General features: G+C 67.6%; 16 protein-coding genes. 10 read left to right on the forward strand and 6 right to left on the reverse strand.

What is annotated here, in order from left to right; translation table 11 throughout:
* Nucleotides 1-62 precede the first annotated feature (62 nt).
* Both ACTIF2_RS25795 and ACTIF2_RS25800 read left to right on the forward strand, forming a co-directional pair.
* Nucleotides 63-1,217: a glycosyltransferase family 4 protein gene (locus tag ACTIF2_RS25795; RefSeq protein ID WP_439499997.1), complete on the forward strand. Its 1,155-nt coding sequence runs from the start codon at nucleotides 63-65 to the stop codon at nucleotides 1,215-1,217.
* Nucleotides 1,214-1,870, forward strand: coding sequence for a class I SAM-dependent methyltransferase (locus ACTIF2_RS25800; protein WP_439499998.1), 657 nt, complete (start codon nucleotides 1,214-1,216; stop codon nucleotides 1,868-1,870). The genes ACTIF2_RS25795 and ACTIF2_RS25800 overlap by 4 nt, the downstream gene beginning before the upstream one ends.
* Nucleotides 1,871-1,888: 18 nt before the next feature.
* Here the strand turns inward: ACTIF2_RS25800 and ACTIF2_RS25805 are convergent, their stop codons facing one another.
* Nucleotides 1,889-2,959, reverse strand: a complete 1,071-nt coding sequence (locus ACTIF2_RS25805; RefSeq protein WP_439499999.1) for a patatin-like phospholipase family protein — start codon at nucleotides 2,957-2,959, stop codon at nucleotides 1,889-1,891.
* The gene (locus ACTIF2_RS25810) at nucleotides 2,956-3,741 is read right to left on the reverse strand and encodes a 3-hydroxybutyrate dehydrogenase (protein WP_439500000.1); all 786 of its coding nucleotides are present in this window, start codon (nucleotides 3,739-3,741) and stop codon (nucleotides 2,956-2,958) included. Before ACTIF2_RS25810 ends, ACTIF2_RS25805 begins: the two co-directional genes overlap by 4 nt.
* A 127-nt stretch (nucleotides 3,742-3,868) precedes the next feature.
* On the opposite strand from ACTIF2_RS25810, the gene ACTIF2_RS25815 reads away from it, so the two are divergent.
* From ACTIF2_RS25815 to ACTIF2_RS25825, 3 genes are all read left to right on the forward strand, one after another.
* Nucleotides 3,869-4,393 (forward strand): transcriptional repressor, encoded by a 525-nt coding sequence (locus ACTIF2_RS25815; RefSeq protein ID WP_439500001.1) that lies wholly within the window; start codon nucleotides 3,869-3,871, stop codon nucleotides 4,391-4,393.
* Entirely contained in the window at nucleotides 4,386-5,660 is a 1,275-nt protein-coding gene (gene ispG / locus ACTIF2_RS25820; protein WP_439500002.1) for a flavodoxin-dependent (E)-4-hydroxy-3-methylbut-2-enyl-diphosphate synthase, read from the forward strand. The genes ACTIF2_RS25815 and ispG overlap by 8 nt, the downstream gene beginning before the upstream one ends.
* Nucleotides 5,661-5,766: 106 nt before the next feature.
* Complete coding sequence (locus ACTIF2_RS25825; RefSeq protein ID WP_439500003.1) at nucleotides 5,767-7,764, forward strand: potassium transporter Kup; 1,998 nt, start codon at nucleotides 5,767-5,769, stop codon at nucleotides 7,762-7,764.
* 7 nt (nucleotides 7,765-7,771) lie between these two features.
* On the opposite strand, the gene ACTIF2_RS25830 is transcribed toward ACTIF2_RS25825, so the two are convergent.
* Genes ACTIF2_RS25830 through gloB form a run of 3 tightly spaced genes read right to left on the reverse strand, consistent with a single transcriptional unit; the run spans nucleotide 7,772 to nucleotide 9,784 of the window.
* On the reverse strand, nucleotides 7,772-8,536 hold the full coding sequence (locus ACTIF2_RS25830) for a GNAT family N-acetyltransferase (RefSeq protein WP_439500004.1): 765 nt from the start codon (nucleotides 8,534-8,536) through the stop codon (nucleotides 7,772-7,774).
* Nucleotides 8,536-8,976 carry a cupin domain-containing protein gene (locus ACTIF2_RS25835; protein WP_439500012.1) on the reverse strand — a complete coding sequence of 147 codons (441 nt, stop codon included), beginning with the start codon at nucleotides 8,974-8,976 and terminating at the stop codon, nucleotides 8,536-8,538. Before ACTIF2_RS25835 ends, ACTIF2_RS25830 begins: the two co-directional genes overlap by 1 nt.
* A gap of 43 nt (nucleotides 8,977-9,019) precedes the next feature.
* A complete protein-coding gene (gloB, locus tag ACTIF2_RS25840; protein WP_439500005.1) occupies nucleotides 9,020-9,784 on the reverse strand; it encodes a hydroxyacylglutathione hydrolase in 765 nt (254 codons plus the stop codon).
* A 136-nt stretch (nucleotides 9,785-9,920) separates the two neighbouring features.
* Between gloB and ACTIF2_RS25845 the strand changes: the two genes are divergently transcribed.
* The 4 genes from ACTIF2_RS25845 to ACTIF2_RS25860 all read left to right on the forward strand — a co-directional run bounded on the left by ACTIF2_RS25845 (nucleotide 9,921) and on the right by ACTIF2_RS25860 (nucleotide 14,513).
* Complete coding sequence (locus ACTIF2_RS25845) at nucleotides 9,921-10,688, forward strand: class I SAM-dependent methyltransferase (RefSeq protein WP_439500006.1); 768 nt, start codon at nucleotides 9,921-9,923, stop codon at nucleotides 10,686-10,688.
* Between the two features lie 101 nt (nucleotides 10,689-10,789).
* Nucleotides 10,790-11,743, forward strand: a complete 954-nt coding sequence (locus tag ACTIF2_RS25850) for an acetyl-CoA carboxylase carboxyltransferase subunit alpha (RefSeq protein WP_439500007.1) — start codon at nucleotides 10,790-10,792, stop codon at nucleotides 11,741-11,743.
* Nucleotides 11,744-11,922: 179 nt separating this feature from the next.
* Nucleotides 11,923-13,368 carry a L,D-transpeptidase family protein gene (locus ACTIF2_RS25855; RefSeq protein WP_439500008.1) on the forward strand — a complete coding sequence of 482 codons (1,446 nt, stop codon included), beginning with the start codon at nucleotides 11,923-11,925 and terminating at the stop codon, nucleotides 13,366-13,368.
* A gap of 275 nt (nucleotides 13,369-13,643) precedes the next feature.
* Nucleotides 13,644-14,513: a TorF family putative porin gene (locus ACTIF2_RS25860; RefSeq protein ID WP_439500009.1), complete on the forward strand. Its 870-nt coding sequence runs from the start codon at nucleotides 13,644-13,646 to the stop codon at nucleotides 14,511-14,513.
* Nucleotides 14,514-14,593: 80 nt separating this feature from the next.
* On the opposite strand, the gene secA is transcribed toward ACTIF2_RS25860, so the two are convergent.
* A complete protein-coding gene (gene secA / locus ACTIF2_RS25865) occupies nucleotides 14,594-17,371 on the reverse strand; it encodes a preprotein translocase subunit SecA (RefSeq protein WP_439500010.1) in 2,778 nt (925 codons plus the stop codon).
* Between the two features lie 350 nt (nucleotides 17,372-17,721).
* Here secA and ACTIF2_RS25870 point away from each other — a divergent pair, with 350 nt between their 5' ends.
* The gene (locus tag ACTIF2_RS25870) at nucleotides 17,722-18,582 is read left to right on the forward strand and encodes a peptidylprolyl isomerase (protein WP_439500011.1); all 861 of its coding nucleotides are present in this window, start codon (nucleotides 17,722-17,724) and stop codon (nucleotides 18,580-18,582) included.
* Nucleotides 18,583-18,643: the final 61 nt, after the last annotated feature.

An 18,643-nucleotide genomic window follows, 5' to 3' on the forward strand; every position in this document is an offset into this window, starting at 1 on the left:
GCCCTGGGATAGCGGCTGTCACTCTCGCTTGACCTTCGCGCCCGCATCGGCCTGATGGCGCCATGCGCCGCCCCAAGCTTCTTTTCGTCGTCACCGAGGACTGGTTCTTCGCCTCGCATTTCCTGCCGATGGCGCGGGCGGCACGCGAGCTCGATTTCGAGGTCGCCGTCATCGCCCGCGAACGCCAGCATCGACGCGTCATCGAGTCGACGGGAGCCAGGCTGATCGCGCTCGAGGCCGAGCGGCGCAGCCTGTCGCCGCTGGCGCTGTTCCGGCAGGTCAGGGCGCTGAAGCGCCTGATCGCGGCCGAGCGGCCCGATATCCTGCATTGCATCGCGCTGAAGCCGATCGCGCTGGCGGGGCTCGCCGGCAAGTTCGCCGGCGTCGAGCGGCGGGTCTATGCGCTGACGGGCCTGGGCTTCCTGGGCGCGAGGCAGGACAAGCTGGCGGCTGCAGCCCGACTCGCCGCACGGTTCTGGATGCGCGAGGCGGTTGACGGGCCGCAGGTGCGGTTCCTGTTCGAGAATCCGGACGATCCCGTCATGCTCGGGCTCGATCCGCAGGATGCCTCCAAGGTCGCGCTCGTCGGCGGGGCAGGGGTCGATCCGCTGGTGCTGATGCCGGAGCCGATGCCGCCGCAGCCGCCGCTCAAGGTCGCGCTGGTCGCGCGCATGCTCTGGTCGAAGGGCGTCGACCTCGCGGTCGAGGCGGTGAGGCTGGCCCGTGCCCAGGGTGCGCGCGTCGAGCTGACGATCCATGGCGCGCCGGACCCGTCCAATCCCAAGGCGATCCCGGAAGCGACCCTGAAGGAGTGGGCGGCGCGGCCGGGCGTGACCTGGGCCGGGCCGACGCGCGATATCGAGGGCGTCTGGCGGGCGCACCAGCTCTGCTGCCTGCCCTCGCGCGGCGGCGAAGGCCTGCCGCGTTCGATCCTGGAGGCGGCCTCATGCGGCCGGGCGATCCTGACCACGGACGTGCCGGGCTGCCGCAGCTTCGTGCGCGACGGGCAGGACGGGATGGTCGTGCCGCCCGACGACGCGGCGGCGCTCGCCAGGGCCCTGATCGTGCTCGCCGGCGCGCCCGGACTGGTCGAGCGCATGGGAGCGAGCGCCCGAGCGCGTCTGCTCGACGGGCATACCGAGCGCGACGTGATGGATGCGGTCAAGGCGCTCTACCGGTCGCTGCTGGCGCGGCCGACCGCGGATGTCGCCGCGTGAGCGGGGAGGCGACGCTCGACCGGCGCGGCTTCATCCTCCGGCACACGCGGCTCCTGCCCGTCCCTCACGCGCCCGAGATTTCGCTGCATGTCGCCGAGGAGGCGACCGAGCTCTGGCAGAAGACCGAGGACGAGCTCGCCACGATCGGCCTGCCGCCGCCCTTCTGGGCCTTTGCCTGGGCTGGCGGGCAGGCACTGGCGCGCTACCTGCTCGACCATCCTGAGACCGTGCGCGGCAAGCGCGTCCTCGATTTCGCCAGCGGCTCGGGCCTGGTCGCGATCGCGGCGGCCAAGGCCGGTGCGGGACATGTCGAGGCCTGCGACATCGATGCATTCGCGGCCGAGGCGATGGCGCTGAACGCCGCGGCGAACGGTGTTTCGCTCTCGGTCCGGCTGGACGATCTGGTCGGCTGCGACGGTGGCTGGGACGTGATCTGCGCCGGCGACGTCTGCTACGAACGGGCGATGGCGGAGAGCGCGATCGGCTGGCTCTCCGGCCTGGCGGTACGCGGCGCCGAAGTGCTGATCGGCGATCCGGGACGAAGCTACCTGCCCAAGGACCGGCTCGTCGAGCTCGCGAGCTATCAGGTGCCGGTGACGCGCTCGCTGGAGGATGCCGAGATCAAGAAGAGCGCGGTCTGGCGGCTGGCTTGAGCGGCGGCGAGGCCGAGCTCAGCTGATCGCCTCCTTCAGGTCCAGCGTCGCCTGCTTGCCAATCGCCTCGTAATTGCGCTTCAGCCAGCGCTTCGCCGCCGCGCGGCCCATGTCGCGCAGGCGCAGCAGGAAGTCCCATTCCGCGTTCATCCGGGTCGAGCTGGTCAGCTCGGCGAGCGGCGGGCCGCCATCGATCCGGTGCATCAGCACGCGCTTGTATTCGTCGATCGGCAGCTTGCCGGCATCGACGAGGCGGTTGACGAAATCGATGGCGCGCAATTCGCGCAGCAGCGAGGCGTTGAAGGTGATCTCGTTCAGCCGGTCCTGGATGGCGCGCGCGTTGGTCGGCAGTTCCTTGCGCTGGATCGGGTTGATCTGGACCAGCATGATGTCGTCGCAATGGGCTTCGTAGAACAGCGGGAACAGGGCCGGGTTGCCCATATAGCCGCCGTCCCAATAGGCCTCGCCCTTGATCTCGACGGCCTGGAACAGCATGGGCAGGCAGGCCGAGGCCATGACGTGGTCCGGCGTCAGCTCGTCGCCGTTGAAGACCTTGATCTTGCCGGTGCGGACATTGGTCGCGGCGATGAAGAGCTTCACCGCCTGGCAGGCGCGGACCTTGTCGAAATCGATCAGGTCGGAGATCACGCCGCGCAGCGGGTTGATGTTGAGCGGGTTGACGTCATAGGGGCTGGCGACCTTCGAGAACATCTCGAACCAGAGCAGGGCCGGCGGCGTGTTGCTGTTGCCCCAGGCGCCGAGCATGGTGTCGATCAGCGAGCGCTCCGAGCCGCCATATTTGCCGTCGACGCTGATCCGCCGCCAGAAGGTCTCGAGCTGGGTGCGGGCGCCGTCGAGGCCGCCGTCGATCCAGCCTTCGCTGAGGACGACGGCGTTCATGGCGCCGGCGCTGGTGCCCGAGAGCGCCTCGATCGCGAGCCGGCCGTCCTCCAGGATCGCGTCGAGCACGCCCCAGCTGAAGGCGCCATGCGCGCCGCCGCCCTGGAGCGCGAGCGATATCGTCTTCTCGGCCTTGGGGCCGGCGAGGCCGGCGACCAGCCGCGAGGAGCTCTTGCGGCGTCCGGTCACGCGGCGGTCCAGCCGCCATCCATCGGCAGGGTCGCGCCGGTGATCGATTTCGCCGCGTCGGTGCAGAGGAAGAGCGCGAGCGCTGCGACCTGCTCGACGGTGACGAATTCCTTGGTCGGCTGGGCCAGCAGCAGCACGTCGTTGATGACCTGTTCCTTGGTCATGTTGCGCGCCTTCATCGTGTCGGGGATCTGCTTCTCGACCAGCGGCGTCCAGACATAGCCGGGCGCGATGGCGTTGACGGTGATGCCGTTGGTCGCGACCTCGAGTGCCACGGTCTTGGTGAAGCCGGCGATGCCGTGCTTGGCCGAGACATAGGCCGATTTGAACGGCGAGGCGACGAAGGCATGGGCGCTCGCCGTGTTGATGATCCGGCCCCAGCCCTTGGCCTTCATCCTGGGCAGGGCGGCGCGGGTGGTGTGGAAGGCCGAGGACAGGTTGATCGCGATGATCTGGTCCCATTTCTCGATCGGGAACTCGTCGACCGGCGCGACATGCTGGATGCCGGCATTGTTGACGAGGATGTCGACCGCGCCGAACGCCTTCTCGGCCTCGGCGACCATGGCGGCGATCTCGGCCGGCTTGGTCATGTCGGCCGGCGAGAACAGCGCCCTGACGCCGAATTCCTTTTCCAGCCCCGTTCGCAGCGCCTCGGCATCGGCTGCCGGCATGATGCCGTTGATGACGAGATGGGCGCCTTCGGTGGCAAGCGCGCGGGCATAGGCGAGGCCGATGCCGGAGGTCGATCCGGTGACGAGCGCGGTGCGGTCTTTGAGGAACATGAGCGTCAGGCTCCTGACATGGGCTGAGAAAGTGCTTAGATTGCACTCTGGACGGGCAGGCTTTCCGCCGCCGCAAAGCGGTCGCGGCACGTTGCCCGATGTAGTATTGCAACGCAACATGATGAAAATGCAGCCACACGCCGACACGCATGACGGCCATGATCACGCGGCCTGCCGCCACGCCCATGACCATCAGCGCCACGCCGCGGAAGCGCTGGCGCGGGCCGAGCAGGTCTGCCGCGAGCGGGGCCTCAGGCTGACGCCGATCCGGCGCAAGGCGCTCGAGGCGCTGCATGCCGACCATCGCCCGGTCGGGGCCTATGACCTCGCCGACAGGATCTCGCCTCCCGGCGGCCGGCGCCTGGCGCCGATCTCGGTCTATCGCGCGCTCGACTTCCTGGTCGAGCAGGGCTTCGTGCACCGCCTGAGCTCGCGCAACGCCTATATCGCCTGCCTGCACGGGCATGGCGCCGGCGATGTCGTCGCCTTCCTGATCTGCGAGGTCTGCGGCGGCGTCGACGAGGATTCCTCGCCCGCCATGCGCAAGGCGGTGACGTCGATCGCCCAGGGGCGCCAATTCGTGCCCTCCTATCAGGTCGTCGAGATCGTCGGCCGCTGCGACCATTGCCGGAGCGCGCACGCCCATGAATGAGACGGTCCTGCCGGGCATGCTCTCGGAAACTGCCGGGCCGGCGCCACGACGGCTGACGGTTCCCGTCAAGGTCGGCGCGGTCGAGGTCGGCGGCGGCGCGCCGATCGTCGTGCAGTCGATGACCAATACCGACACGGCCGATATCGCGGCGACCGTCGGTCAGGTCGCGGCACTGGCGCGGGCCGGCTCCGAGCTGGTGCGGATCACGGTCGATCGCGACGAGGCGGCGGCCGCGGTGCCGCATATCCGCGAGCGGCTCGACATCCTCGGCATCGACGTGCCGCTGATCGGCGATTTCCACTATATCGGCCACAAGCTGCTGAGTGATCATCCGGCCTGCGCCGAAGCCCTGGCGAAATACCGGATCAACCCGGGCAATGTCGGCTTCAAGGACAAGAAGGACCGCCAGTTCGGCCAGATCGTCGAGCTCGCCATCAGGCACGGCAAGGCGGTGCGCATCGGCGCCAACTGGGGCTCGCTCGACCAGGAGCTGCTGACGGCGCTGATGGACGAGAACGCCGTCTCCGTGCAGCCGCTCGATGCGCGCGCGGTGATGCGCGAGGCGATGGTGCAATCGGCGCTGCTCTCGGCGCAGCGCGCCGAGGAGATCGGGCTCGGCAAGGACCGGATCATCCTGTCGGCCAAGGTCTCCGGCGTGCAGGACCTGATCGCGGTCTACCGCATGCTGGCGCGGCGCGGCGACTATGCCATCCATCTCGGCCTGACCGAGGCCGGCATGGGCTCGAAGGGGCTGGTCGCCTCGTCGGCTGCGCTCGGCATCCTGCTGCAGGACGGCATCGGCGACACGATCCGCTTCTCGCTGACGCCGGAGCCCGGCGGAGACCGCACGCTCGAGGTCAAGGCGGCGCAGGAGCTGCTGCAGACCATGGGGTTCCGCGCCTTCGTGCCGCTGGTCGCGGCCTGCCCCGGTTGCGGGCGCACGACCTCGACGGTGTTCCAGGAACTCGCCCGCGACATCCAGAGCTGGATCTCGACCTCGATGCCGGAGTGGAAGACGCGCTATCCGGGCGTCGAGGCGCTCAACGTCGCCGTGATGGGCTGCATCGTGAACGGCCCGGGCGAATCCAAGCACGCCGATATCGGCATTTCCCTGCCCGGAACCGGCGAGGCGCCGACCGCGCCGGTCTTCGTCGACGGCCGCAAGGTCGCGACCTTGCGGGGCGCCGGCATCGCCAGCGAATTCAAGGACATGGTCAATACCTATATCGAGCGGCGCTACGGCGCTCGCGCCGATGCCGCGGAGTGAGACTGCCTCCCGAACACGCGATCGCGGCCGGTGCCTATGCGGTTCGGCCGGGTCGTGCTAGAGGCCCCGGCCTTTCGCTGCGCTGCAGCACCCGCGGAGAAGCCTGATGGGGCATGACCAACCGAGTCCACCGGCCGCCAAGGCCGGGGATTCCCGTTTCGGTCTCGACGACGGTCACGGCGCCCCCGGGCCGGGCGGCCATTCGACCGCCAGCTATGCGACCCTGGCGATCGGCGCGCTCGGCGTCGTCTATGGCGATATCGGCACCAGCCCGCTCTATGCGTTGCGCGAGACCGTGCTGGCCGCGACCGGAGCGAGCAGTGGTGGACATGGCAGCGCGGTCGACATCGCCCTGACCACGCCGATTCCAAGGACGGTGGTCATCGGCGTGCTGTCGCTGATCCTGTGGTCGCTGGTGCTGGTGGTGACGCTGAAATATGTCGTGCTGCTGCTGCGCGCCGACAATAACGGCGAAGGCGGCACGCTGACGCTGGTGGCGTTGGCGCAGCGCGCGCTCGGGCGCATGCGGGGCGGCGTCGTGCTCTTCCTCGGCATGGCAGGGGCGGCGCTGTTCTACAGCGACGCGGTGATCACGCCGGCGATCTCGGTGCTTTCGGCGGTGGAAGGCATCAAGCTGGTGACGCCGGCGCTCAGCGAATACGTCGTCACGATCGCCTCGGGGATCCTGATCGCGCTCTTCCTCGTCCAGAGCCGGGGAACCGCCAAGGTCGCCATTTTCTTCGGCCCCGTGATGATGGTCTGGTTCCTGACGCTGGCGGGGCTCGGGCTCTATCACCTTTCCGACGATTTCAGCATCCTGACCTCGATCAACCCCTATTACGGCCTGCAGTTCTTCGTGCTGCACCCGGGCGTCTCGCTGGCGGTGCTGGGCGCGGTCTGTCTTTCGGTCACGGGCGCCGAGGCGCTCTATGCCGATATGGGCCATTTCGGGCGCGGGCCGATCCGCTCGGCCTGGCTCTACCTGGTGTTCCCGGCGCTGTGGCTGAACTATCTCGGCCAGGGCGCCCTGATCCTGTCGGACCCGACGGCGATCGAGAACCCGTTCTACCGGCTGGCGCCGGAAGGCTTCATCCTGCCGCTCGTGATCATGGCGACGATCGCGACGATCATCGCCAGCCAGGCGGTGATCACCGGCGCCTTCTCGCTGACGCGCCAGGCGATCCAGCTCGGCCTGCTGCCGCGGCTCGAGATCCGGCACACCTCGGAGCACACGTCGGGGCAGATCTACATCCCGCGCGTCAACGCGATGCTGCTGATCGTCGTGCTGCTGCTGGTCTGGACGTTCCGGAGCTCGTCGGACCTGTCACATGCCTATGGCATCTCGGTCTTCGGCGCGATGGTGGTCGATTCGCTGCTCGCCTTCATCGTCATCAGCAAGGGCTGGCGCTGGAGCGTGACCGCGACCGCGGTGGTCATCGTGCCCTTCCTGCTGATCGACGTCGCCTTCTTCTCCGCCAATCTGCTGAAGCTGTTCAGCGGCGGCTATGTGCCGGTGCTGATGGCGGCGTCCCTGGTGCTGCTGATGGCGACCTGGGTGCGCGGCACCCGCATCCTCTTCGACAAGACCCGCAAGACCGACGTGCCGCTGCTCGAGCTGGTCGGCATGCTGGCCAAGAGCCCGCCCTACCGGGTCAAGGGCATGGCGGTGTTCCTGACCAGCGACCCGCAGACGGCGCCGGCTTCGCTGCTCCACAACCTCAAGCACAACAAGGTGCTGCATGAGCGCAACGTCATCCTGACCGTGCGCTCGGCCGACACGCCGCGCGTCGCCGAGGAGGAGCGCGTCCGGCTCTCGCGTATCACCGACGATTTCTGGCGCATCGAGATGGTCTACGGTTACATGGAGAGCCCGAACGTGCCCAAGGGCCTCGCCATGCTGCGCAAGCAGGGCTTCAAGTTCGACATCATGTCGACCTCGTTCTTCCTGTCGCGGCGCTCGATCAAGGCCTCGCCGCAATCGGGCATGCCGATCTGGCAGGACAAGCTCTATATCAGCCTGACCAAGAGCGCGACGGACGCGACGAGCTTCTTCCAGATCCCGACCGGGCGCGTCGTCGAGGTCGGCACGCAGGTCACGGTGTAGGGCCGGCTCAGTCTAGAATTCGCGTCTCGTAGGAATAGAGCCGGCGGAAGTCGAGGCTGGCATAGAGGCCTAGCGCGACCGTGTTGGTCTGGTCGACCTGGAGATAGGCGCTTTCGCACTCCACCAGCCTGGCCCAGGCCATGAGCCCGGCCACGGTGCGGCGTCCGAGGCCCTGACCCCTGCGACCGGGATCGACGACGACGGAGCCGATCTCGGCCATGCCGCGCTCGGCGACGCCCATGCCGTATGCCACCGGCTCTCCGGCCAGCAGCAAGGTCGCGAAGGCGGCCGGCAGCCGCACTTTCTCGACGATGGCCGCGAGATTGGCCTCGTTGCGTTTCGGGCCGGTCTGATGCGCCGCGACACCGGCGATCCAGTCCTGGCTCGGGCGCGCCTCGATCTGGAGATCCGGCTCGATCGCCGGATCGACGCCGTCGAGCCCGGCGATCAGCCCGTGGGATGCGTCCTTGAGCCGATAGCCGCGGGCAAGGATGCGCTCGCGCGTCGCCGGCGCCGTCAGCGGGGTCAGCCTGATACAGGGCGGCAGCCCGTCGGCCCGGTAGAACTCCTCGATGAGATCGAGCGTCGCGTCGTCGAGCTCGGCGCCGGGCTTCAGCGGCGAGGCCGAGTTGGCGCGGCCGGAATAGCCATTGGCGAAGCGCACCACCCAGTCGCCGACGAGCAGGGTGGAGGGCGCGGGCCAGGCGTTGACGATGCGCCGCTCGCATTCGAGCACGCGGGCCGGGTCCTCCGGCAGATCGGTGATGGCCATCAGCCCTGTCCCCCCGCGCGCGGCCGCGGCCGCCAACCCGGCGGCGCCATCTCGAAGCCGGCGAAATCGAAGCCCGGCGCCACGGTGCAGCCGACCAGAGTCCAGGCGCCGAGCGAGGTCGCGCTCTGCCACCAGCCGGCGGGCACGACGAATTGCGGGCGCTGGCCGGTGGCGAGATCGCAGCCGAGATGATGGGCCGAGGCGTCATGGCCATTGGGCGAGACGCTGATCACCAGCGGCGCGCCGGCATAGTGATGCCAGATCTCGGCCGCGTCGACGCGGTGCCATTCGGAGGTCTCGCCGGTATCGAGCAGATAGTAGATCGCGGTCGAATGGCCGCGGCCTGCCGGCCCGGCCTCGTCGCGGAAGGTCTCGCGGTAATGGCCGCCTTCGGGGTGCGGCCTGAGATCGAGCAGCCGGATCACCTCCGCCGCGCTCATCCCGCCGAGCTGGTTCATCGTCATGGCTCAGGACCCGGTCGGCTCAGAACCTGTTCTTGGCTTCGCGCAGCGCCGCGAAGACCTCGCCTGCTTGCGCGCCGACGAGGCCGACGGCCGCTGCGAGCGCGCCCTCGCTCGCGCGGAAGAAGGGATTGGTCGCCTTCTCCTCGCCGATCGTGGTCTGGGCCCAGAAACGTCCCTCTGCCTTCGCCGCCTCGGCCTCGGCGAATCTCGCCTTCAGCGCGGCATTGGCCGGATCCATGGCCATGGCGAAACGGGCATTGGCCAGCGTGTAGTCGTGGCCGGTGATCAGCTTCGTCTCGTCGGGCAGGGCCATGATGCGCGACAGCGAGGTCCACATCGCCGGCAATTGCCCGGGCTGGACGCGGCCGCAACCCATGACGAAGACGACGTCGCCGACCAAAGCGAGCCGGGTCTGCTCGCCGACATAGGTCAGGTGTCCGTCGGAATGGCCCGGCGTATGCCAGGTGTCGAAGACAAAGCCGCCGAGCGGAACGCGATCGCCTTCGCCGACGACATGGTCAAGCGGGGCCGCGTCCTTCGCATCGGCCGGTCCGTAGACGGTCGCGCCGGTCGCTTGCTTGACCGCGGCCACGCCCTGAGTGTGGTCGAAATGGGCGTGGGTGACGAAGATGTCGGTGATCGTCCAGCCCTTCTCCTCGGCCGCAGCGAGGACCTGGCCGGCGTCGGGAACGTCGACCGCCGCGCAGGCATGGGTCGCGGGATCGCGGATCAGCGCGCCGGCATTGTCGCTCAGGGTGCGGAAGACATGGATGTCGAGGGACATGGGAGACTCCGGGAGCTTGCCATCTATGCGCCCTGCATGCGGCAAGGCCGGCTCGCGATCAAGCCGGAGCCTGGCATGGCCGGCAGCCGGCGCCGGCCTCTTGCGTTCGCGCGCGCCGCGTTCCATGTCGATGGCCATGGCCCTCGACGTCGTCGATCTCCGCGCCTTCTATGCCAGCCCGCTTGGCCATGTGGCCCGGCGCTTCATCGGCCGCGCGATGCTGCGGTTCTGGCCCGATTGCGCACGCCAGCGCCTGCTCGGTCTCGGGTTCTCGACGCCATATCTGTCCGTGCTCGGCGCGAAGGCCGAGCGGGTCCTGGCCTTCATGCCGGCGGCGCAGGGCGTCGTGAACTGGCCCTCCGAGGGGCTGTCGGCTTCGGCGCTGGTCGAGCCGACCCTGCTGCCGCTGCCGACGGCCTCGGTCGACCGCGTCGTGCTCGTCCATGCGCTCGAGGAGACGGAGAGCCCTGACGATCTGCTGGAGGAGGTCGCCCGCGTGCTCAGCCCCGGCGGGCGCGTGCTCGTGGTCGCGCCCAATCGCCGCGGCCTCTGGGCCAGGATGGACGGAACGCCCTTCGGCCATGGCCGGCCGTTCAGCCGTTCCCAGCTCGAGGCGCTGATGCGCGCGGCGACGCTGGCGCCGGAGAAGTGGACGGAGGCGCTCTATGTGCCGCCGCTCAAGCGCCCGCTCTTCATGCGCTCGGCCCCGGCCTGGGAGCGGGTCGGGTCGGGGCTGTCGCTGCCTTTCGCCGGGGTCCATGTCATCGACGCCACCAAGCAGTTCCACCAGCGGGCGCCGCTGCGCGCGACGCGCCGGAGCTTCGCCTTCCGGCCGGTCCTGCTGCCGCAGGCGACGCCGACGCCCCGAATCACGGACGCGCCGCGGAAGACGCCCGCGGGTTGACAAGCGCGCCGTGGCGCGGCCAAGGTCCGCCGCTTTTCGCGCCCCGGCATCCGTTTTCCAGCGCGAGCGGATCGATGGCGCGGGCCCAGAACTGGATCACGATGCGAAGCTACCTTGATTTCGAAAAGCCGGTCGCCGAACTGGAGGCGAAGGCGGATGAGTTGCGCGCCCTGGAGGCCAAGGGCGAAGGCTATGCGCTGTCCGAGGAGATCGGCAAGCTCGACGTCAAGGCGAGCCAGGCCCTGAGGGACCTCTATGGCGCGTTGACGCCGTGGCAGAAGACGCTGGTCGCGCGGCACCCGCAGCGGCCGCATTTCAACGATTACTGCGCTGCGCTGATCACCGAATTCACGCCGCTCGCCGGCGACCGCGTCTTTGGCGAGGACGAGGCGATCGTCGGCGGCTTCGGGCGTTTCCGTGGCGAGCCGGTTTGCGTGCTGGGCCAGGAGAAGGGCAACAGTACCGAGACGCGCATCCGGCACAATTTCGGCATGCCGAAGCCGGAGGGCTATCGCAAGGCCGTGCGCCTGGCGGAACTCGCCGACCGCTTCGGCCTGCCAGTGCTGAGCTTCGTCGACACCGCCGGCGCCTATCCGGGAATCGAGGCGGAAGAGCGTGGCCAGGCGGAAGCGATCGCACGCTCCACCGAGGCCTGGCTTGGCCTGAGAAGCCCGAGCGTGGCACTGGTCATCGGCGAGGGCGGCTCGGGCGGCGCGATCGCGATCGCCGCCGCCAGCCGCGTCCTCATGATGGAGCACGCGATCTATTCGGTGATCTCGCCGGAAGGCGCGGCGTCGATCCTGTGGCGCGACACGGCCCGCGCCCAGGATGCCGCGACCGGCATGAAGATCACGGCCCAGGACTTGCTGAAATTCGGCGTCATCGACCGCATCGTCGGCGAGCCGACCGGCGGCGCCCATCGCGACCCGCAGGCTGCGATCGCGCGGGCGGGCGATGCGATCGCAGCGGCGCTGTCGGACATGGCGGGCCTCGAGCCCGCGCAGATCGTCGCGCAGCGCGAGGAGAAGTTCCTGGCGATCGGCCGGAACTTGTAAATTTGTGACGCTCGACGCCGGAGTGCTTCAGGCTTCATTGACCATATGGCCAGATGCGAAGGCGCTATGGTAAGGAACGCTCAAGCCTAACGGTTCTAATACCATATTGAGCGGCATAATTTGGCCGTCTTGAGTGATACAAGGTCGGTGACGACCGATTGATCAATGGGATCGACGACGTGGCAGCAAGACATTTCGCCCTCGTGGCGCTCGTTGCTCTGACCCTGGGCGCCTGCGAGGAGGGCCGCTATAGCGGCTCGGCTCGCCATAATATCCCGATCCCGTCGGCGACCTATGCGCTGATGTCCGAGAAGGGCATGAGCAAGGACCAGCCGATCCTGATCCGCTCCTACAAGAAGGAATCGGAGCTCGAGGTCTGGAAGCGCAAGCCCGATGGCCGCTATGCGCTGCTCAAGACCTTCCCGATGTGCCGCTGGTCGGGCCAACTCGGCCCGAAGGTCCGCGAGGGCGACCGGATGGCGCCGGAGGGCTTCTACGCCATCTCGCCGGCGCAGATGAATCCGAACTCGTCCTATTACGTCTCGTTCAACATGGGCTATCCCAACGCCTATGACCGGTCGCTTGGCCGCACCGGCGCGCATCTGATGGTGCATGGCGCCTGCTCCTCGGCCGGCTGCTATTCGATGACCGACGACCAGATCGGCGAGATCTACGCGCTGGTGCGCGAGGCGCAGAATGCCGGGCAGAAGGCCGTGCAGATGCAGGCGCTGCCCTTCCGCATGACGCCGGAGAATCTCGCCAAGCACCGGATGGATCCGAATATCGCCTTCTGGAAGAACCTGAAGGAAGGCACGGATTATTTCGAGATCGCCAAGGACGAGCCGCAGGTCGCCGTCAGCGGCGGTCGCTACATCTTCAACGGCGGCAACACCGACGACGCGGTCGCGCAGAAGCGCCGGCAGGACGAGGTCCAGGTCGCCGCGCTGGTCGCCAAAGGTACGCCGGCGATCAAGCTGATCTATGACGACGGCGACCAGCATTCCTCCTTCAAGCGCACGCTCGTCGCCGGCGGTTCGGATTCGCTGAACAAATCGGTGTCCTGGGCCTCGCGCGATGTCGGCATCAGCCGTCCCGACGCGTTGACCGCCGGTCCGCGCGTCGTCGTGCTCGACGACAAGGGCCGCGCCAAGGCCACCGTGCGGGCGACATCGGCCGATAACGACGCCATCCTCGTCGCCGTCGCCTCGGCGGCAGCCGAGGAGCCGAGCAAGCCGGCGGCAGCGCCCGTCGCGCCCGCAGCCGCGCCGAAGCCGGCCGCAGCGCCGACCTCTGCGGCGACGCAGGTCGCCAAGGTCCTGCCCGGCGCAGCGCAGCAGGTTCCGGTCCAGGCCAGCGCCGCTCCTGTCGCCGTTGCTGCTGCCGAGCAGCCGGACAGCCGGCCGTTCTACCAGCGCGCGCTGAGCTTCGTGCCGCTGATTGGGGGCTCGTCGCAGCAGCCGGTGGCGGACGAGCCTGCCGCCGCTCCCGTCGCCTCCGTCGTGCCGGCCACCCCGACCAGCGTGCGTGCGCCGCTGCCGCCGCGGCGCGCCACCGACAACAAGCTGCGCACGACGCGGGTCGACCAGTCGACCGCCGCTTACGCCAGCGGGCCGACGACGCGCTAGAATCAGTCAGGTCACGCCGGCTTCCCAGTGGCGTGACAAAATTGCCACTCGCGCGCAACTTTATCGACAAAGCTCATTTCTGAGGCGCAGAACCTGCTGCGAAGCCGGCTTCTGCTTGTTCCTTGTGCGCTCTGCTGAAAAGCTCGTCTTGCTGAAATCAGGGTTCCGCCTGCTTGATTGTGACCGAAACGCGGCAGATTCCGCGCGATTTCGGTCCCTCGACGGAGCAGGTCATGGTCTTCGATTCGATACGTCTTCCGGCAGCTGGCGCAGCGTTGTCGTTCGTTCTCCTGGCGGGCGCGGCCGAAGCCTCCGATCTCCCGAGCCGCAAGGGCGCACCGCCCGCGCCGCTGCCGCCGAGCATCACGTGGATCGATGCGGCGATCAGCATCAAGGGGATGACCGACTATAATTTCCGCGGCATTTCGCAGACCGATCGCAAGCCCGCCGTCCAGGGCGGCGTCGAGCTGCAATTCTACGACAACCTGTTCTATGCCGGCATCTACGCCTCGAATGTCGATCTCGCCACCAGCCCCCCGGCGGAGGTCGATTTCTACGGCGGTATCCGGCCCAAGTTCGGGCCGGTGACTTTCGATCTCGGCGTGTGGCAGTACTACTACCCGAACGAGAAGCAGTATATCGACCTGGCCGGCGGCTACTGGACGCCGAAGAACACCGACTTCACCGAGGTTTACGGCAAGGTCTCGTATAATTTCGAGGACAAGTTCACGGTTGGCGCCAACGTCTTCTATGCCTGGGACTGGCTCGGCACCGGCGCGGACGCGACCTATGGCTCGGTCACCGCCAAGTACAACCTTCCGTTCCTCGAAGGCCTCGCGGTCTCGGGCGAGCTCGGCCATTACTGGATCAGCAAGCCGAGCATGAGCATCTATTTCCCGGCTCCGGTCGATCTGCCCGACTACACCTACTGGAACGCCGGCGTCTCCTACACCTACAAGAGCCTGACCGCCGACCTGCGCTATCACGACACCAGCCTGTCCAAGACTGAGTGCTTCGCGCTGACCGCCGATCCGCGCGGCATCGTTTCGGGCTCGGGGCGCTCCAAATGGTGCAACCCGACGGTCGTCGCGACGCTGTCCTTCGACATCACGGCGAGCAGCACGGGCATCTTCGCGCCGAAGTGACTGCGCCGACATAGTTCGCCGCCAACGAAAAGGGCCGCTCTTTCGAGCGGCCCTTTTTTTGTCCGGTGTCGCTCCTGCCGTCAGGCGAACTGGCCGTGGCAGTGCTTGAACTTCTTGCCCGAGCCGCAGGGGCAGGGCTCGTTGCGGCCGACCTTGCCCCAGCTCGACGGGTCGGTAGGGTCGCGGTCGGCGACGGCGAGGTCGCCCTCGATCGCCGCATATTGCAGGCCGCCGCCGCCACCATAGTCGCCGCCGAGGCCGGGGGCCGGGCCGTCCTGCGGCGGCAATCCGCCATCGTCGGGCTGGTCGAAGCGCACCTCGATCCGCATCAGGTTGCCGGTGACCTGCTCGCGCAACCGGCCGATCAGCCCGTCGAAGAGCTCGAAGGCCTCCTGCTTGTACTCGTTCAGCGGGTCACGCTGGGCATAGCCGCGCCAGCCGATGACCTGGCGCAAATGGTCGAGCGTGACGAGATGCTCGCGCCAGAGATGGTCGAGCGTCTGCAACAGCACCTGCTTCTCGACATAGACCATGACCTCGTCGGTGTTGCGGGCGATGCGGTCGGCATAGGCTTGGTCGGCCTGGGTGCGGATGCGCTCGCGCAGCTCCGCATCGGCGATGCCCTCCTCCTTGGCCCAGTCCTCGATCGGTAGGTCGAGATTGAGGAAGGTCAGGACATCCTCGCGCAGGCCGGCGGCATCCCATTGCTCGGGATAGGCCTCTTCCGGGATGCGGCGCGTGACGACGTCCTCGACGACGCCATGGCGCATGTCGTCGATGGTCTCGCGCACCGTCTCCTGGCGCATGAAGTCGCGGCGCTGCTCGAAGACGACCTTGCGCTGGTCGTTCATGACGTCGTCGTATTTCAGGATGTTCTTGCGGATGTCGAAATTGCGCGCCTCGACCTTGCCTTGCGCCTTCTCGACCGCCTTGTTGATCCAGGGATGGACGATGGCCTCGTCCTCCTTGAGGCCGAGCTTCTGCAGCATCCCGTCCATGCGGTCGGAGCCGAAGATGCGCATCAGGTCGTCCTGCAGCGACAGGAAGAACTTGGAGCGCCCGGGATCGCCCTGGCGGCCGGCGCGGCCGCGGAGCTGGTTGTCGATGCGCCGGCTCTCATGGCGCTCGGTGCCGACGATGTAGAGGCCGCCGGCCTTGAGCACGCGCTGCTTGAAATCGGCGACCTCGGCGCGGATCTCCTGCTCGCGCCTGGTGCGCTCGTCGCCCTCGGGCATGTCGCCGAGATCATGCTTGATGCGCATGTCGGCATTGCCGCCGAGCTGGATGTCGGTGCCGCGGCCGGCCATGTTGGTGGCGATGGTGATCACGCCCGGCGCGCCGGCCTGGGCGACGATATAGGCTTCCTGCTCGTGGAAGCGCGCGTTCAGCACGGCGAAATGGTTGGACGGCTTGCCCTGGCGCGCGGCGGCGTAGATCGGCTCCAGCGCATTGGGCGCCTCGAAGTCGATCTGCTTGAAGCCTTCCTTGACCAGCATCTCGGCGACGAGCTCCGAGCGCTCGATCGAGGTGGTGCCGACCAGCATGGGCTGGCCGTGTTCCTGCGCCGCCTTGATCTCGCGAATCACGCCTCGGACCTTCTCCTCGAAGGTGCGATAGACCTCGTCGTCCTCGTCCTTGCGGGAGACCGGCAGGTTGGTCGGGATCTCGAGGACCTCGAGCTTGTAGATCTGGAAGAACTCGTCGGCCTCGGTCGAGGCCGTGCCGGTCATGCCGGCGAGCTTCGAGTAGAGCCGGAAATAGTTCTGGAAGGTGATCGAGGCCAGCGTCGCGTTCTCGGGCTGGACGGTGACATGCTCCTTGGCCTCGAGCGCCTGGTGCAGGCCTTCCGAATAGCGCCGGCCCGGCATCATGCGGCCGGTGAACTCGTCGATGATGACGACCTCGTCGTTGCGGACGATATAGTCCTTGTCGCGCGTGAACAGGGTATGGGCGCGCAAGGCCTGGTTGACGTGGTGGACCAGGGTGACGTTGCCGGCGTCGTAGAGCCCGCCCTCCTTGAGCAGGTCCGCCTGCCGCAGCAATTCCTCCATATGCTCGTTGCCGGCTTCGGTCAGCGAGACGGCGCGCTGCTTCTCGTCGACCTCGTAATCGGTCTTGACGAGGCCCGGCAGGATCTTGTCGATCGCGACATAGAGGTCGGACTTGTCGTCGAGCGGGCCGGAGATGATCAGGGGCGTGCGCGCCTCGTCGACCAGGATCGAGTCGACCTCGTCGACGATCGCGAAATGGTGGCCGCGCTGCGACATCTGCGCGACCTCGTATTTCATGTTGTCGCGCAGATAGTCGAAGCCGAACTCGTTATTGGTGCCGTAGGTGATGTCGCAGGCATAGGCCTTCTGGCGGTCTTCGTCGTCGATGCCGTGGACGATGATGCCGGTGCTGAGGCCGAGGAAGTTGTAGAGCTTGCCCATCCACTCGGCGTCGCGGCGGGCAAGGTAGTCGTTGACGGTGACGACGTGGACGCCCTTGCCCTCGAGCGCGTTGAGATAGGTCGGCAAGGTCGCGACCAGCGTCTTGCCTTCGCCGGTCTTCATTTCCGAGATCGCACCCTCGTGCAGCACGATGCCGCCGATGAGCTGAACGTCATAGGGGCGCTGGCCGAGCACGCGCTTGGCGGCCTCGCGCACGGTCGCGAAGGCCGGCACCAGCAGGTCGTCGAGCTTGGCGCCATTCGCCAGTTGCTGGCGGAACTCCTCGGTGCGGCCGCGCAGGGCCTCGTCGGAGAGCGCGGCGACCTCGGGCTCCAGGGCATTGATCGCAGCGACGCGGGGGCCATAGCCCTTGACGCGCCGGTCATTCGACGAGCCGAAGAGTTTCTTTGCGAGCGCGCCAAGCATGTCTGGCCTTCTTTCAGTGCCTGGCCTCGGTCGGCGCGGGTCATGGTCCTGCGCCGACGGAAGCCGGATTATCTCAATTCGACCGCGTGTTTAGACGCGTGCGGGGGCGGGGTCCAGCGTCGCCTTGCCGGAGCCGGCGCGCCGATCATGCGGCGTGGTTCGCCCGGGATGTGGGGTTTTGCACGGCATGTGCCAAGGGCAAGGGCCGCCACATCGCGAATCGCCGCGCCGGGCTGCCGCAAAGCTTCGTGATCGCGGGGCGTAAGTAGCTCAATCGCCTTGCCTTTGCCGTGTTCAACTGGCAGTGGAGCCGCCAGAACCATTCCGGACATCAGCGAAAGGCCGTCCCGATGAAGCTGTCCCGTTTCGCCATGCTGTCGCTCGGCCTCGCTTTGGCCGCCGCTCCCATGGCCGCGCTGCCGGCCCTCGCGCAGGCGGACAAGGTCGTCGCCACGGTCAACGGCATCACGATCACGGAGCGCGACCTGACGCTTGCCAGCGAGGACCTGGCCGAGCGCCTCGCGCAATTGCCGGAGGAGCGCAAGCGCGACGAACTGGTCAACTACATGGTCGACCTGAAGCTCGGCGCCAAGGCGGCGTTGGACGCCAAGATCGCGGACGGGCCCGATTTCGCGGCCCGGCTCGCCTATTATCGCGAGAAGGTCCTGCTCGACGAGTATCTGACCAGCGAGTCCAAGAAGGCGGCGACGCCTGAGGCCGCCCAGAAGCTCTTCGACGACACCCTCAAGGCGATGACGCCGGAAGAAGAGGTGCATGCCCGCCATATCCTGGTCGAGGACGAGGCCAAGGCCAAGGCGGCGGCCGAGCGCGTCAAGAAGGGCGAGGATTTCGCCAAGGTCGCGGCCGAGCTCTCGAAGGATCCGGGCTCGGGCAAGGAAGGCGGCGATCTCGGCTGGTTCAGCAAGGAGCGCATGGTGCCGGAATTCGCCGAGGCTGCCTTCAAGCTGGAGAAGGGGCAGGTCTCGGCGCCGGTGAAGAGCCAGTTCGGCTGGCATGTCATCAAGCTCGAGGACAAGCGCACCAAGCCGCTGCCGAAATTCGACGAGGTCAAGCCGCAGATCAGCCAGTATCTCGAGCGCAAGGCCCAGCAGGACATCGTGCTGGCGCTGCGCGAGAAGGCCAAGATCGAGCGGCTCGACAAGCCGGCCGCGGCGCCTGCCGACAAGCCGGCCGAGCCGAAGAAGCCCTGAGGTTTTTCCTTCTCCCCTCGGGGGGAGAAGGTGTCGCCGCGAGGCGACGGATGAGGGAAGG

Source organism: Allobosea sp. (assembly GCF_051860145.1).
GTDB lineage: Bacteria > Pseudomonadota > Alphaproteobacteria > Rhizobiales > Beijerinckiaceae > Allobosea.

Excerpts from the sequence above, each read along its gene's own strand:
- ACTIF2_RS25835 (WP_439500012.1), bottom strand. The coding sequence starts at position 8,976 with ATGAGCGCGGCGGAGGTGATCCGGCTGCTCGATCTCAGGCCGCACCCC.
- ACTIF2_RS25810 (WP_439500000.1), bottom strand. The coding sequence starts at position 3,741 with ATGTTCCTCAAAGACCGCACCGCGCTCGTCACCGGATCGACCTCCGGC.
- ACTIF2_RS25850 (WP_439500007.1), top strand. The coding sequence starts at position 10,790 with ATGCGAAGCTACCTTGATTTCGAAAAGCCGGTCGCCGAACTGGAGGCG.
- ACTIF2_RS25825 (WP_439500003.1), top strand. The coding sequence starts at position 5,767 with ATGGGGCATGACCAACCGAGTCCACCGGCCGCCAAGGCCGGGGATTCC.
- secA (WP_439500010.1), bottom strand. The coding sequence starts at position 17,371 with ATGCTTGGCGCGCTCGCAAAGAAACTCTTCGGCTCGTCGAATGACCGG.
- ACTIF2_RS25870 (WP_439500011.1), top strand. The coding sequence starts at position 17,722 with ATGAAGCTGTCCCGTTTCGCCATGCTGTCGCTCGGCCTCGCTTTGGCC.
- ACTIF2_RS25815 (WP_439500001.1), top strand. The coding sequence starts at position 3,869 with ATGCAGCCACACGCCGACACGCATGACGGCCATGATCACGCGGCCTGC.
- gloB (WP_439500005.1), bottom strand. The coding sequence starts at position 9,784 with ATGTCCCTCGACATCCATGTCTTCCGCACCCTGAGCGACAATGCCGGC.
- ACTIF2_RS25795 (WP_439499997.1), top strand. The coding sequence starts at position 63 with ATGCGCCGCCCCAAGCTTCTTTTCGTCGTCACCGAGGACTGGTTCTTC.
- ACTIF2_RS25830 (WP_439500004.1), bottom strand. The coding sequence starts at position 8,536 with ATGGCCATCACCGATCTGCCGGAGGACCCGGCCCGCGTGCTCGAATGC.
- ispG (WP_439500002.1), top strand. The coding sequence starts at position 4,386 with ATGAATGAGACGGTCCTGCCGGGCATGCTCTCGGAAACTGCCGGGCCG.
- ACTIF2_RS25845 (WP_439500006.1), top strand. The coding sequence starts at position 9,921 with ATGGCCCTCGACGTCGTCGATCTCCGCGCCTTCTATGCCAGCCCGCTT.